Raw genomic sequence first — 14,295 nt, forward strand, 5'->3', positions numbered from 1 at the left:
TTATGATAATCAGAGAAGCAAAAGAAGATGATCTTAGTTCAATTTTACGAGTTTTAAAAGCAAGCCTGGGAGAGACTTCATCAAAGAAGACTGAAAACGTTTGGAAATATAAACATATCGATAATCCTTTTGGTAAAAGCCTGATTCTTCTTGCTGAAGAAGATAATGAAATTATTGGAGTCAGGGCTTTTATGCGCTGGCAGTGGCAAAAGGGTTCAAAAATCTTTCATGCAGTTAGAGCTGTCGATACAGCAACACATCCAAAACATCAGGGTAAAGGGGTATTCAGAAAACTAACCTTAAAGGCTCTAGAATTAGCAGAGGAAAGAGGTGAGTATTTCGTATTTAATACGCCTAATAGCCAGAGTAAACCAGGTTATTTGAAAATGGGATGGAGAGAAGTGGATAAATTGAAAATTCAATTACGGCCCTTAAATCCTTTTATGATAAATAGTTCTACATTTGATTATGGGGTTGCTGGCAATATATCTAGAAGCCAAGAATTAATTAAATTTTATTCTGTTAGTCAAAGAGCCACAGGCAAATTTTTCACCCCGAAATCGCTTAAATATTTAATATGGCGTTATGTTGACAATCCTCTTCAACAATATATGGTTTTTTTTGATAAAAATTATTTTATTGCTGGTTATGTCAAACAAAGAGGAAAAATTAGTGAGTTAAGAATTTCTGAACTTATAGTTTCTACTGGCGCAAGAAAACAAGCCAAATCAGTTATAATAAGTATGATTAAAACTTCGGGAGCACATATTTTAAGTTTGGCATCAAATGACGAAATTAGTTTTAAAACCAGTATTATGGGTGGTTTTGGCCCTATGTTAACTATAAAAGATATTAGTTTACCTAGCGAAGATAAGCAGGAAATATTTGACTTATCCCGCTGGAATTATAGTATTGGAGACCTTGAATTGTTTTAGTAATGTTAGGAACCTTAGTTTTATTGTTAATACTTTTTGGTATAAACCAGGCAGTTTATAACGGTCTGAGTAAAAAACATAGCTGGTTTTCTAAAGGTTTAATGAATAATTTATTTCTTTACCATTTATTTTTCTTTGGAGTTTACTATACTTATGCAGCATTCAACAGGTCAGATTCTAAAGCTTATTTTGAGAGACCTCAATTAATAGATGACTGGTTTTCTTTCTACGGAACCAGTACAACATTTATAGATTTTTTGTCCTGGCCATTTATAAATTTCTTGAGCTTTAATTATGAGATGGCCATGTTGCTATTTTCTTGGTTAGGATATCTTGGGTTTGTTTATGCTTATATGTTTTTTAGGGAAAACATTCCTATAAAAATTAATGTATTCAAAAATTTTGATTTTTTAGTTCTAACTCTTTTTCTTCCAAATATGCATTTCTGGACTGCTTCGCTAGGAAAGGGAGCACCAATATTTTTGGGTTTAATGATGTTTGCATATGCTATTAAAAAACCGAAATCTAGGTTATTCACCTTAATTCTAGGATCTATTCTCATATATTTTATCAGACCACATGTTTTTCTTTTTGTAGCTGCCGGTACGGTTTTAGGGTATATGACCGGACGGGAAAAAATTTCTTTCGGAAAAAAATTAATGATATATGCTGGGATGATTGGTGGGTTACTGCTGGTGCAAGATCAAATATTAGGAATGGCTGGCTTGGAAGATTCTGAAAATTTGGTTTCAGATTTTGAGGATTTTTCTGAGGATCGAGCGGGTGGATTAAGTAATTCTGGTTCGGGTGTGGCCATCGCAAATTATCCTTTGCCCTTAAAATTGTTTACGTTTTGGTTTAGGCCTTTATTCTTTGATGCTCCTGGGTTATTGGGATTAATAGTTTCAGTTGAAAACCTCATTTATTTATTGCTGTTTTTCAAAATATTAAAGAAGGATTTTATTTCTTTCCTTAAAAGTTCGCCTGTTACTGTAAAAATGAGTTTAACCTTATTTCTTCTTTCTTCCTTTGCTTTAACCTTTGTAATGTCTAATCTGGGAATAATCATGCGACAGAAATCTATGGTAATGTATTTCCTGTTCTTTGTTATCTATTACTATTTGGCGCAGAAGAAATATGACAAAATAGTTAAGATTAAGCGATTAAGAATGAAAAGAAATAGGGAACTTGTCATAGAGTGATATTTTGAAATTGTATAATTTAGTTTTCTGGTTTTGAGTTATAGGTTCCCGGTTTATTTTGTTTATTATTTGGGTTTCCGATTCGGGATTCAATTTTCAAATTTTTAATCCAAAATATTCAGGATGTGGTAATTATCAACTTAAAGTCACAGCTTATAAAGGGGTGTAGAGTTGGAAGGAGCTTGAAAGATATATTGCATACAGGTTTTATAAAATATAGCCAAGGAAGTTAAGAGAAGGTTCACGCCACTTCAAGAAAATTTCGCAATTTCCTGTTTAATCCTTCTGAAGCAGATTATGAGTTATATGAGGGACTAAATTTTAAGTTTTTATAGATTATTTATGGAAAATGGAGCATTAGTTATTTCACTTGATTTTGAACTATTGTGGGGAGTGTTTGATAAAGTAAATTGGAAAGAAAAGAAACAGTATTTTCTAAACACGAGAAAGATAATTCCGGAGCTTCTCCTACTTTTTGAAAAGTATGAAATTAAATGCACCTGGGCTACCGTCGGTATGCTATTTAATGAGGCTTGGGATGAGTGGAATGAAAATATTCCGGATATACTCCCTGAATATGAGAACAGCCTTTTATCTGCATATAAGTATGGGAAATCAATCCAAATGAAAGAAACGGAGAAACTTTGCTTCGCTCCAGATATTATCAAACGAATTAAAAAAACACCAGGACAGGAGATAGGTACTCACACGTATTCTCACTATTACTGTCTTGAAGCTGGTCAAACCATTGAAAGCTATAGGGCCGATTTAAAAAAATCCAGAGAGTTAGCAGAGAAATTTGATATAAAATTAAAATCTCTGGTATTTCCTAGAAATCAGTACAATTCAGAATACCTTAAAGTGTGTAAGGAAATAGGTCTACAAGGGGTTAGAACCAATCCTGATGTTTGGTACTGGAATAATACACTGGAAGACAGTCTTCAGCAGAAGATATTTAGAACAGGGGATGCCTATATCGGTTTTAACAATAAGTCTTACCAGGATATTAATGAATTATCTCTAGGCGTTACAGGTCAAAAGGCAAGCAGATTATTGAGACCAAATAGCGGAAAACACTTTATTGATAATATTCGAATTATGAGAATTCAATCAGAGATCAGTACAGCAGCTAAGAATAAAGAAATCTACCATTTGTGGTGGCATCCGCATAACTTTGGATGGAACCCTGAAAAAAACCTCCAAGAACTGGAATTATTATTGCAACATTTTGATTCCTGTAGGAAAAAATTTGGATTTGAATCCAGGAATATGGCAGGAATTAATGAAATCACGCCTATTTCAAAAGTACATGAATAATAAAATTTCCATCATCATTGCTTCCTATAACCGAGCATATTGCCTTCCCGATGCTATCGAGAGTGTACTGGAGCAGTCGGGTGGTAACTGGGAACTTATAATTGTTGATGATGGCTCGAGTGATGAAACAAAAAAGGTAATTTCAAAATTTCTTACTAACGAAAGAGTTCAGTATTACTTTCAGCAAAATTCTGGGGTTTCCGCAGCGCGAAATAAAGGGGTGGAGTTAAGTAGCGGTAATCATATTATTTTTTTGGATTCAGATGACCGTTTTTTACCCGGACTTTTTTCCGAATTAAATAAAGTTGATTATTCTTCTTATGATATTATATGCTGGCAGGTTTTAAAAAAAGTGGATGGTAAATTATCTGTTTGGAAACCCACCAGGCTTGAAAAAATTTATAACAATATTACTGCTACCTTTTTAGCGGGAAGTATTGGTTATAAAAAGGAAGTATTTATTGAGGCTGGAGGTTTTGATCCTAAAATGTCATTTGGCGAAAATTATGAATTAGGTATGAGAATTTCAGAACGAAAGGATTTAAAAATCAAAATTCTTGATCAACAATTTTTATCGTATACAGTCAATAATGAATTCAGAGAAAGTAATTCTTATAGCAATAAATTAGATTCTTATATACATTTATATCAAAAGCATAAAGTAAAATATATAAAGGATAAATATTCGTACAGTCAAATCAATTATTTTTTAGGTTTTATTCATGAAAAATTAAATATGAAAGAGGAGGCGAAGAAGTTTTATACTTCATCATTCAGGATAAATCCTTTAAATCATAAAGCTTTTTTAAAGAGTTTATACTTTTTATTTAAATAATATGAAGGTATGCTTTATAATAGATACTTTGACTGGATATGGGGCAGAAAGGAGTTTAACTCAAATAATTTTACAGTTTAAAATAATTAAACCAGTTGTTATCCACTTATTCGCCGGAGACCAACTTAAGGATATTCTTCAAAAAAATAATGTAAAGGTGTATTCTTTGAATTTGAATAAAACCTGCAGGAGTCGTGAAACCACCACAGCTTTAAAACCAATTATAAAGGCTGAAAATCCGCGAATAATTCATACTACACTATTTAGATCTGAAATGGCAGGTAGGCGATTGAAAGCAATTTTTCCTGAGATCATTTTAGTGGGCAGTTTTGTAAGTAATTCATATTCTAAACATCGGTATGGATTACTTTCGATTATAGATCGATTAAAATTGTTAAGTACCGAGTGGAGAGATAAAGCTACAGCTAATAAGGTAGATTTCTTTATTTCTAATTCGTATGCAATTAAAGAGAATAATATAAAAGTTCTGGGCGTGCCCGAAGAAAAGGTAGAGGTTATATATAGAGGTAGGTCAAAGGCCACTCAGTATTATTCTGATACGAAAAGAATTATTAAAGAACTTAAACTGCAGGATAAAAAAGTTTTTTTAAATATATCAAGATTACAGGAAAGTAAAGGGCAATTGGTCCTTATAAAAGCATTCAAAAATTTTATTAAAATATATCCGGGTTCAGTGTTGCTTATTGCCGGAGAAGGAATTTTTAGAAAAGAACTTGAGAAATTTATTGAAATCAACCAACTGACCAATGTACATTTATTAGGGTATAGAACTGATATTTCTAATATTCTAGCTATTTCAGATTTTTTTATTTTTCCTTCGTACTATGAAGGACTCCCTGGAGCTGTTATTGAATCTATTTTTTCGAGAACTCCGGTTATAATTTCAGATATTCCTGAGAACCGAGAATGCCTTCCTGCAAACACTGCCCTGATTTTTAAAGTGGGTAACATTCTTGAAATTCAGAAAAAAATGGAAGAGGCACTTAAAATAAAAGACTGGGATATTAGAACTAAAGCAGCATATCATTATGCAGTTGATCGATTTAATATTGATGAAATTGGAGAGAAGTATGAGAAATTTTATTTAAAAATTGAGAATAAAGTTCCTTGATTTTAGATTTTTAACTTTCAAATATTTCCTTGTGACTTTTATCGTATTTGCTATATCGCCAGTTTTAATATGGCAAAAAAGATTTGCTTTTAATATATTTAGTAACCTGGTTTTTATAAATAGCTGCGCCTCAGTATTTTCTTGTTGAATGTAAAAAAAATGTAATTTTTCAAAAGTTAGAATTTTCGATTTCAACTTGATCTCCTTTTCATTTTCTGTCCAGACGCCTCCTGAATGCCTTCTATAAGTAGAAGCATTAATATTCTCCAGGAACCTTGCTTTTCCGAAATTCCCCAGAATACTTAACAAAAAACTATCTACATTTATCACTTCCATTATTTCCTCCGGAAGGTCAATTAAACAATTTCGGAAACAGGTAGTTGATAGTAAAGGATGATACAATAGACCAATTAATTCTTCCCTCGAAAGATCTTTCTCGGGTTGTTCTAAATACTGGTTTTTAGAGTCAGATTGAACTTCAAATTTTTCTTCAAACCAGTGGTAACATAATACGAAATCAGAATTTTTCATTAGAAAATCGACTTGTTTTTGAAGCTTCTTAGGATCGGTCCAATAATCATCCCCTTCACAAAAAGCCACGAATTTTCCCCGGGCATGATAAAAATTATAAAATGCATTGAAGTTCCCCGTATTAACATTCAATACCTTAATCTTATTTGAAGGATGATGAAGAAACAGTCTGATTTTCTCGGGAAACTTTTGAGCATATTCCTTACAAATTTTTCGGGTATTATCAGAAGAAGTATCTTCCCCTAATAAGATTTCAAATTCAAAATTTGTTTTTTGACCTAAAATAGCATCCAAACATCTTTTGATATAAAATTCGTGATTATAAGTCTGGACAAGAACACTTACAAGTATCCCACCTGGCACCTTATTAGGATAATGCTCAACTTCAGTTTGTTGATATTTGGCTTTAAATTGTTCGAAATTCATTACTGTAAGAACCTATTGCCTAATACTGTTGCGTCTATCGCTCTTTTCACTGTCCCTTTGTGGCTATAAACTGAATTTTCCTTGGTGTCTTTTTCAATGGAACAATTCATACCGATAATATTTCTCCTAGCTATGTTTACATTTTGCTTTACCGAAGCATTCAATCCAATATAACTATAACTGCCGACTCTTACATTACCGCCGGTTTTAGAGCCGCTTAATAAACTATCAGAACATATTGTAGTATGATGCCCAAGATCTGTAGTAAATAAAATACAATTATCTTCGATATTAATGAATGGCTGTAAGACACAACCCTCATCTATAAAACAATTAATTCCTACTTTCAAATTATCCCATTTTCTACATTTGGTTGAAACATAAGTAGCGATATTGTATTCTAATTGTATTGCACCATTTAGGATTCTTCGTCTAACATCATTGTTTCCAACTGCAATAAAAATTTCAAATTCATCAGGAGGATAGGTTTTATTCATATCCTGAAATTTTATTAGTGGTTTTCCGATAAAATTTTCTGAATTAAATAAATTTTCTTCTATGCAAAAACCATAGACCTCGTATTCTGAATCCTCATTAAAAACATATGCTACATATTCAGCGAATTTTCCAATTCCGTAAATGATCAGTTTTCTAGGCATAAATTCTTAGTTTCTTTTCAAAGATATCGTTTTCATTTAGATTTCTGGAAAAAGCATATATGCTTGCAGAATATCTTTTGCGAATGTGTCCTGTCGGGTTTTTCTATATCCTTATCGAAAAAACCCTAATTATCTTTAAACTAAATCATTAGTCTGTTAAATTAACTTGTGATTTAATTATAAAACTATTATTATGAAGAAATTTTTATTATTAGGACTTACAGTCTTCTGTTTGTCCTGTAGTGTGGAGAATGATGAAATTAACGAATTAGAAATCTCTGAGGTGAACTTAATTACCTCAGTCGACGGATGTGCAATTTATGAACTACAGTTTGCTGATGAAGCTACTCTAGAAGTAAGAAATTTTTATGATTATTTAGAGGTTTCGGTAATTAATCTCGGTGAAAATCAATTTAATAGTCTAAGTATTCATTTTGCTGAAACTGAAAATGAATTCCCAAGAACTGGAAAGGGCGATCTTAATGCTTCTAAGTTTTACTATTCTCAAAATGTTGATAAAGGTACTAATGAGGTTAAGGTAAACTTCACCTTTGATGAGCTTGGCCTTATGGTTGGCGATGAAATATTAATAACATCAATTGCTGAATTTGGTTCCGGTAAAAATAAATCTAAAATTATTGCGACAGATTCGGAGTTGACAGATGGTACTTATTACTTCGAATATCTTGTTGAAGAATTTAAGTATTATGCCGGTAACGATCATATTAGAGAAATAACACTATCTGATGCGGTTGCTATACCAAGTTGGGATGAGGTAAGAAAATTATATGCTGGAATGCTTGATCCCGGAGTGCCGAAGAAAGCAGGAGATTACAACCCTAGTATATGGGATATTATAAACGATTTCAATGATCCGAATAGAGCATCTAAAGTAGATGACTATACTACAACTTATACTTTAGGATCTGGGGAGTGTTCAGACTCTGTAGAACTAACTTTAAAAGTGGTTCCAGATCCACTATAAATTCCAGAATAAATTTTTGAAAAGCGGTGCAGTTATTAAATTGTATCGCTTTTATTTTTACTACAAATTATTTCATAAACCTTCCAAATAAAAGCTTAAAGTAAGAGGCTACTGTAGATTTAACAAGTATTTCCCCCAGATAACGAATTAATTGAATTCATGTATTCAGATATCCTACATTTAGAAAACCATTCTAAATTATATACTAATGAGAACTAAATTACTTTTAAAGTTAATTTTAGTTCTTCTGTTGGTGGGGTGTTCTGTAGACCCCATTGAAGAAGATCTAATGAAATATCCGGCAACAGAAGTAAATGCTGGTGTTGATGAATACGGTTGTGCCGGGGAGGATAAAATACAAACTATAACTCTTGCCGAAGCCTCAGCAATAGAAAGTTGGGATGAAGTGCGAAAACTTTATCTAAGCATGCTGGACCTGGGAACGCCAAAAGATGGTGCTTTCGATCCAGCGATATGGGACCTAATTGATGCATTTAATGATCCTGAACGCGAATCTCAATTAGGAGATTATACTACAACTTACAGTTTAAGCTCAGACGATTGTTTTGATTCTGTACAATTAACCATAAGGGTTATACCGGATTCGAGCGATCCTATATGCGAACTTTATGCTGGAGAAGATGCTTCCAGAGAGTTGCAATTTGGGGAGGCTTCAGCGATCGAAAGTTGGGATGAAGTGCGGAAACTTTATTTAAGTTTGCTTGAGCCTGGAGTTTCAAGAAATGGAAGTTTTGATCCATCTATCTGGGATTTGATAGATGCATTCAATGATGGCAGTGATCCTCTTGGAGAATACACAACTATATATACTATTATTGACGGAGATTGTTCAGATTCTGTGGAGTTAACTATTACTGTTGTTCCAGATAGAGCAGATCCTCCGTTTTGTGATCTGGATGCAGGTCCGGATAATGTAAAAACTTTGACCAGAAGTGAAGCTGCGGCCTTACCTAGCTGGGATGAAGTAAGAAAGCTATATCTGAGTTTACTAGCCCCGGGTATACCTAAAAATGGTAGCTTCGATCCTTCTATTTGGGATTTAATAAACCAGTTTAACGAACCGGGTGATAATCTAGGTGATTATACAACTGTTTATACGCTTACAGATGGAGAGTGTAGAGATACTGTTAAATTAACAATTAGAGTTATAGAAGATTAAGAATAATTACTGGAGATTTAGAAAGAGACCGCAATTTCGGTCTCTTTTTATTTTTTATGAACTTAGTCTACAATTATTGAGATCATTTTCTACAGTCGCTACATAATTAAACCCTGTTCTACCCTGTCTGAAGGAGATATAGGTTCAATTTATCCCAAATATATCTTTTGGCAGAAGCTTTGCTTATATCTATTTCGAAATAAGAGAGCTATGGAGTCAGATGATATATTAAGAATTATTGAAGCGATATTGTTAATACCTTTTCTGTATGAATTAAATCAGTATATTCTGAAAAAGATAAAGAAAAAGCATTTATTTTCTTCAAAAATGAAGCTTAATATTCTCTTTTTCTATCATTTGGTTTTCGGATGGATTTATTACCTCTATGCTTTTTTTAATCCTTCAGATAGTAAAGCTTATTACTCTAGAACCGATGATTTTAAAGGGTCCTGGTTTGAAATATTTGGTACTGAAACGAGCTTTATAGATTTTATTTCATATCCTTTTATCAATACACTTGGCTTTAGCTATGAGATGATGATGTTGCTATTTACCTGGATAGGCTATTGGGGATTCGTATTCGGTTTTCTGTTCTTTAAAGAAAACATCCCTCAGAAGGTGAGGGTCTTTAAGCGAGTAGATCTGTTAACTCTAATACTTTTCTTTCCTAATATGCATTTCTGGTCGGCTTCTCTAGGTAAGGGAGCGCCTATATTCTTTGCTTTAATGTTGTTTGCCTATTCTATAGGAAAAATAAAGGATAGAAAAATTGGTTTATTCGTATCCTCTATGCTTATTTTTGCAATAAGACCACATATTTTCCTGTTACTTTGTGCAGGTGGCCTCTACGGTCTCTATTTCGGAAAAAATCTGATTTCCAGGAAAAAGAAACTGGCAGGGGGGATTATTATTCTGGCTGGCTTATTTTTGTTAAAAGAACAAATACTCGGAGTTGTTAATTTAAATGGTTCTGAAAATCTTGTGGCCGATTTTCTTGCATTTTCCTCGACCAGGGCAAATGATCTTAGTTCCGCAACCTCTGGAATTAATATGGCTAGCTACAGCCTGCCAGAGAAAATTTTCACTTTCTGGTTTCGTCCATTATTCCTGGATGCCCCTGGTATTCTTGGAATCATAGTTTCAATAGAGAACTTTATTTACCTATTATTATTTGGAAAAATTTTCAAGAGCAATTTTTTTATGTTCTGGAAGAACGCTCCATCTCAGGTAAAATCATGTTTGATGATCTTTATCCTTACTTCAGTAGCCATGACATTTATTATGTCTAATCTGGGGATTATGATTCGTCAGAAAACAATGATTATGTATTTTATGTTTTTTGTAATCTATTATTTTCTGGCCTACGAAAAATCTGAAACTTTAAGGCACAAGTTAAAGGGAATTGGTGTGCCGACTTCTAATAAACAAGAAATAAGAGTAGGGTATTAGTGATGTGTAACTTCAATAAATGATATAAAAGCGATAGATTTGCAGCTAAAATTTTTTAAGTGCAGAAATTAGTTCGAATTACTACGATTCCTCTTTCGTTGGAAAAACTGCTCGAAGGTCAGCTTTCATATATGAATGATCATTATGAAGTAATAGCGGTTTCTGCGGAAAAAAATAGACTTGAAAATTACGGTAAAAATAATAAAGTTCGGACTTTCTGGGTAGAGATGACGAGGGCAATCACCCCTTGGAAGGATCTGAAAAGTCTTTGGCGTTTCTATAATTTTTTAAAAAGGGAAAAACCCTTTATCATTCATAGTCATACCCCAAAAGCCGGCATAATTGGGATGCTGGCGGGAAAGATGGCAGGGGTCCCTGTTCGTTTGCACACTGTGGCGGGACTTCCCTTGCTTGAAGTGAAAGGAACGAAAAGGAAATTACTTGATGCAGTAGAAAAACTAACATATAGGCTTGCCACTCGGGTATATCCCAATTCGTTCGAATTAAAAAAAATAATACTTCAGCTTAAATATGCCGAAGAGGCGAAGTTAAGAGTGCTAGGAGAAGGTAGTTCGAATGGAATTGATACTACCTATTTCCAACCTTCTTTATTTAGTAAAAAAGATAATATTGACTTGAAAAGTGAATTAGGAATACCTGGAAAGGATTTTATATTCATTTTTGTAGGGAGACTGGTGAGAGAAAAAGGAATTAATGAACTTGTAAGGGCTTTTATTAAACTACAAAGCGATAGACCAAATAGTTCGCTATTACTAGTAGGTCCCTTTGAGCAGGACCTTGATCCTTTGGATAAGGAAGTCTTCAGGATCATTGAAGAAAATCCAAAAATCTTTACAACCGGGTATCAGCAGGATGTAAGGCCTTTTTTCTCAATTGCCGATGTTCTGACTTTTCCCAGTTATCGCGAGGGGTTTCCAAATGTGGTTATGCAGGCAAATGCTATGAATCTTCCGGCTATTGTTACAAATATTAATGGCTGCAACGAGATTGTAGAAGAAGGAGTAAACGGGGTAATCATACCAGTTAAAAATGAAAGCAAAATCTTACAATCTATGAGGAGGCTGATGGATGATAGGGAATTATGTTCTATGTTAGCTCATAACGCACGAGAATTGATTCAGAAGAAATATGAAAGGACCAGGTTCTGGAATATTTTGTTAAAAGAATATAAAGAGTTAGAGGTCTTACATAAACATGATTAAATTCGCGGCCACAGATAAAAATTTGTCATGTTCTTTATAATTGTTAGGAATGTATAGGAAAATTATTAAACCGGCTATAGATTTTACGGTAGCTTTTATTAGCCTGGTTATTATAAGTCCCATACTGCTATCGATCATTATATTATTGTCCCTGGCGAACAATGGAAGACCCTTCTTTTTCCAAAAAAGACCGGGTAAATTCGGTAGAAATTTTAAAATAGTTAAATTTAAAACCATGACCGATGCTACTGATAAGAATGGGAGTTTGTTGCCAGATGCAGAGAGGTTAACTTATATCGGAAAAATCGTAAGAAAAACTTCCATAGACGAAATTCCACAACTTTTTAATGTTGTTAAGGGTGATATGAGTATAATAGGGCCACGACCCTTGCTGCCGGAATATCTTGCTCTATATGATGAAGAGCAAAAGAAAAGACATGATGTAAAACCTGGAATAACTGGTTGGGCGCAGGTAAACGGAAGAAATGCTATAAGCTGGACACAAAAGTTTGAATATGATATATGGTATGTGGAAAATCAGTCGTTTATCCTTGATTTTAAAATACTCATGAAAACAATAAAAAAGGTGTTGGTTTCTGAAGGAATTAATACCGCGAACATGGCTACAACCGAACCATTTAACGGAAATAATTAAATGATCATATACGGCGCCAGCGGGCATGCTAAGGTAATTATCGATATTATTAAATCCCTTCCGAATCATTCTATAGATCTAGTCATAGATGATAATCCCGCTATCAATAAACTTTTAGATTATGAAGTAGAGCATGAACTATTAGATATCTCACCAGACCGGGAAGTTGTGCTGGCGATTGGTAAGAACATGATCAGGTATAATCTAGCAGGGAAATTAAATATTAAATTCTGTTCCCCACTTATTCATAGTTCAGCAATCGTTTCAGATTCCTCTATGTTAGGCAATGGTAGTGTAGTAATGGCCCAGGCGGTTATTAATTCTTCAGCAGAAATTGGGGAGCATTGTATTATAAATTCCGGAGCTATGGTAGAACATGATGTTTATATTAATGATTTTGTGCATATTTCACCAGGAGCCATCATTACTGGAAATGTCAAGATAGGTACAGGGACACATGTTGGTGCAGGAGCAACCATAATTCCAGGGATAGAAGTCGGGAAATGGGTGACTATTGGTGCTGGTGCTGTAGTTATAGAAAATATTCCTGATTTTGCAGTTGTGGTAGGAAATCCTGCAAAAGTTGTAAAATTCAATAAGATTGGTGATGAATAAAGAAAAGATATGGCTTTCCTCTCCGCATATGGGGGGAAATGAAATTAAATACATAAATGAAGCTTTTGATGCTAACTGGATAGCTCCACTAGGTCCTAATGTGAATGGCTTTGAAAGTGATATTCAGAACTATCTGGATGGGGATAACTCGAAAGGTATTGAAGTTGCTGCTTTGAGTTCAGGAACTGCAGCGCTACATCTAGCGTTGGTCCTGCTTGGCGTGGAAAGAGGTGATGAAGTGATCTGCCAGAGTATGACCTTTGCAGCTTCGGCTAATCCAATTGCTTATCTTGGTGCAACCCCAGTATTTGTTGATAGTGAATCCGATACTTTAAATATCTGTCCTGAACAGTTGGAAATCGCAATTAAAGATAGAATTGCCAGGAGTAGAAAGCCTAAGGCAATAATTGGAGTACATCTTTACGGGATGCCCTATAAGATTGATGAAATTAATAAGGTCGCTAAGAAATATGATATTCCTGTTGTAGAAGATAGTGCAGAAGCTTTGGGAAGCCGATATAAAGGTAAAAATTGTGGAACATTTGCAGAGTATTCTATCTTATCCTTTAACGGAAATAAGATTATTACCACCTCAGGTGGAGGTGCGTTGGTTACAAAAGATGTCGCGAAGAAACAAAAAGCTGTATTTCTAGCTACTCAGGCAAGAGATAATGCACCTCATTATCAACATAGCGAGATAGGATATAATTATCGTTTAAGCAATATTTCGGCGGGTATAGGTAGAGGACAAATGGAAGTTTTGGATGCACATGTGGAAGCCAGGCGGGAAATGTTTGAATTTTATGTAAATTTATTCCAGGAAATAGATGGGGTAAAAGTTTTTAAAGAGCCGAATGAAGATTTTTATAGCAATCACTGGTTGACGGTGATCGAGGTGGATGAAAAGCTAACCGGAGGTATTGATAGAGAAGATCTCAGGAATTTTCTGGAAGCTGAAAATATAGAAAGCCGACCCCTATGGAAACCGATGCATATGCAACCGATTTTTAAGGATTGTCCATTTTACGGCACGGGGATTGCCGAGAATATGTTCGAAAAAGGTTTATGTTTGCCTAGTGGTTCTAATCTAACTGATGAAGACAGGGATAGAATAGAACGGGCAATATTAGATTGTTTGAAAAAATAAAATT

The 14,295-nt window shown here is 34.1% G+C and carries 14 protein-coding genes; 12 read left to right on the top strand and 2 right to left on the bottom strand.

Annotated elements, in window-relative coordinates; all coding sequences use genetic code 11:
* The first annotated feature begins 2 nt into the window (after positions 1–2).
* The 5 genes from G530_RS17320 (at position 3) to G530_RS0108760 (ending at position 5,421) form a co-directional block, all read left to right on the top strand.
* Positions 3–935 (top strand): GNAT family N-acetyltransferase, encoded by a 933-nt coding sequence (locus G530_RS17320; protein ID WP_051199740.1) that lies wholly within the window; start codon positions 3–5, stop codon positions 933–935.
* A gap of 101 nt (positions 936–1,036) precedes the next feature.
* Positions 1,037–2,137, top strand: a complete 1,101-nt coding sequence (locus G530_RS0108745) for a hypothetical protein (RefSeq protein ID WP_240472141.1) — start codon at positions 1,037–1,039, stop codon at positions 2,135–2,137.
* A gap of 342 nt (positions 2,138–2,479) precedes the next feature.
* A complete protein-coding gene (locus G530_RS0108750; RefSeq protein ID WP_026934169.1) occupies positions 2,480–3,454 on the top strand; it encodes a polysaccharide deacetylase family protein in 975 nt (324 codons plus the stop codon).
* Complete coding sequence (locus tag G530_RS0108755) at positions 3,447–4,289, top strand: glycosyltransferase family 2 protein (protein WP_026934170.1); 843 nt, start codon at positions 3,447–3,449, stop codon at positions 4,287–4,289. Before G530_RS0108750 ends, G530_RS0108755 begins: the two co-directional genes overlap by 8 nt.
* A gap of 1 nt (position 4,290) precedes the next feature.
* Positions 4,291–5,421 (top strand): glycosyltransferase, encoded by a 1,131-nt coding sequence (locus tag G530_RS0108760; RefSeq protein ID WP_026934171.1) that lies wholly within the window; start codon positions 4,291–4,293, stop codon positions 5,419–5,421.
* Here G530_RS0108760 and G530_RS17325 read toward each other — a convergent pair.
* A complete protein-coding gene (locus tag G530_RS17325) occupies positions 5,395–6,378 on the bottom strand; it encodes a glycosyltransferase family 2 protein (RefSeq protein ID WP_026934172.1) in 984 nt (327 codons plus the stop codon). The two genes, G530_RS0108760 and G530_RS17325, sit on opposite strands and share 27 nt — an antisense overlap.
* Entirely contained in the window at positions 6,378–7,037 is a 660-nt protein-coding gene (locus G530_RS0108770) for an acetyltransferase (protein ID WP_026934173.1), read from the bottom strand. The genes G530_RS17325 and G530_RS0108770 overlap by 1 nt, the downstream gene beginning before the upstream one ends.
* Positions 7,038–7,230: 193 nt before the next feature.
* Here G530_RS0108770 and G530_RS0108775 point away from each other — a divergent pair, with 193 nt between their 5' ends.
* The 7 genes from G530_RS0108775 to G530_RS0108805 all read left to right on the top strand — a co-directional run bounded on the left by G530_RS0108775 (position 7,231) and on the right by G530_RS0108805 (position 14,291).
* On the top strand, positions 7,231–8,022 hold the full coding sequence (locus tag G530_RS0108775) for a hypothetical protein (protein WP_026934174.1): 792 nt from the start codon (positions 7,231–7,233) through the stop codon (positions 8,020–8,022).
* Between the two features lie 208 nt (positions 8,023–8,230).
* Positions 8,231–9,202: a hypothetical protein gene (locus G530_RS0108780; protein ID WP_026934175.1), complete on the top strand. Its 972-nt coding sequence runs from the start codon at positions 8,231–8,233 to the stop codon at positions 9,200–9,202.
* Positions 9,203–9,412: 210 nt separating this feature from the next.
* A complete protein-coding gene (locus G530_RS0108785) occupies positions 9,413–10,651 on the top strand; it encodes a hypothetical protein (RefSeq protein ID WP_084519439.1) in 1,239 nt (412 codons plus the stop codon).
* A gap of 59 nt (positions 10,652–10,710) precedes the next feature.
* On the top strand, positions 10,711–11,874 hold the full coding sequence (locus G530_RS0108790; RefSeq protein ID WP_026934177.1) for a glycosyltransferase family 4 protein: 1,164 nt from the start codon (positions 10,711–10,713) through the stop codon (positions 11,872–11,874).
* Positions 11,875–11,923: 49 nt separating this feature from the next.
* Positions 11,924–12,529 carry a sugar transferase gene (locus tag G530_RS0108795; protein WP_026934178.1) on the top strand — a complete coding sequence of 202 codons (606 nt, stop codon included), beginning with the start codon at positions 11,924–11,926 and terminating at the stop codon, positions 12,527–12,529.
* Positions 12,530–13,144 carry an acetyltransferase gene (locus G530_RS0108800; protein WP_026934179.1) on the top strand — a complete coding sequence of 205 codons (615 nt, stop codon included), beginning with the start codon at positions 12,530–12,532 and terminating at the stop codon, positions 13,142–13,144. It begins immediately after the preceding gene.
* A complete protein-coding gene (locus G530_RS0108805) occupies positions 13,137–14,291 on the top strand; it encodes a DegT/DnrJ/EryC1/StrS family aminotransferase (RefSeq protein WP_026934180.1) in 1,155 nt (384 codons plus the stop codon). The genes G530_RS0108800 and G530_RS0108805 overlap by 8 nt, the downstream gene beginning before the upstream one ends.
* The last annotated feature ends 4 nt before the right edge of the window (positions 14,292–14,295 follow it).

This window comes from Christiangramia echinicola DSM 19838, assembly GCF_000423065.1.
Taxonomy (GTDB): Bacteria; Bacteroidota; Bacteroidia; order Flavobacteriales; family Flavobacteriaceae; genus Christiangramia; species Christiangramia echinicola.

What these genes read in the sequence shown, in the direction of transcription:
- G530_RS0108805 (WP_026934180.1), top strand. Translation starts at nt 13,137, where the DNA reads ATGAATAAAGAAAAGATATGGCTTTCCTCTCCGCATATGGGGGGAAAT.
- G530_RS0108800 (WP_026934179.1), top strand. Translation starts at nt 12,530, where the DNA reads ATGATCATATACGGCGCCAGCGGGCATGCTAAGGTAATTATCGATATT.
- G530_RS17325 (WP_026934172.1), bottom strand. Translation starts at nt 6,378, where the DNA reads ATGAATTTCGAACAATTTAAAGCCAAATATCAACAAACTGAAGTTGAG.
- G530_RS0108795 (WP_026934178.1), top strand. Translation starts at nt 11,924, where the DNA reads ATGTATAGGAAAATTATTAAACCGGCTATAGATTTTACGGTAGCTTTT.
- G530_RS0108785 (WP_084519439.1), top strand. Translation starts at nt 9,413, where the DNA reads ATGGAGTCAGATGATATATTAAGAATTATTGAAGCGATATTGTTAATA.
- G530_RS0108770 (WP_026934173.1), bottom strand. Translation starts at nt 7,037, where the DNA reads ATGCCTAGAAAACTGATCATTTACGGAATTGGAAAATTCGCTGAATAT.
- G530_RS0108780 (WP_026934175.1), top strand. Translation starts at nt 8,231, where the DNA reads ATGAGAACTAAATTACTTTTAAAGTTAATTTTAGTTCTTCTGTTGGTG.
- G530_RS0108775 (WP_026934174.1), top strand. Translation starts at nt 7,231, where the DNA reads ATGAAGAAATTTTTATTATTAGGACTTACAGTCTTCTGTTTGTCCTGT.
- G530_RS0108755 (WP_026934170.1), top strand. Translation starts at nt 3,447, where the DNA reads ATGAATAATAAAATTTCCATCATCATTGCTTCCTATAACCGAGCATAT.
- G530_RS0108745 (WP_240472141.1), top strand. Translation starts at nt 1,037, where the DNA reads ATGAATAATTTATTTCTTTACCATTTATTTTTCTTTGGAGTTTACTAT.
- G530_RS0108760 (WP_026934171.1), top strand. Translation starts at nt 4,291, where the DNA reads ATGAAGGTATGCTTTATAATAGATACTTTGACTGGATATGGGGCAGAA.
- G530_RS17320 (WP_051199740.1), top strand. Translation starts at nt 3, where the DNA reads ATGATAATCAGAGAAGCAAAAGAAGATGATCTTAGTTCAATTTTACGA.
- G530_RS0108750 (WP_026934169.1), top strand. Translation starts at nt 2,480, where the DNA reads ATGGAAAATGGAGCATTAGTTATTTCACTTGATTTTGAACTATTGTGG.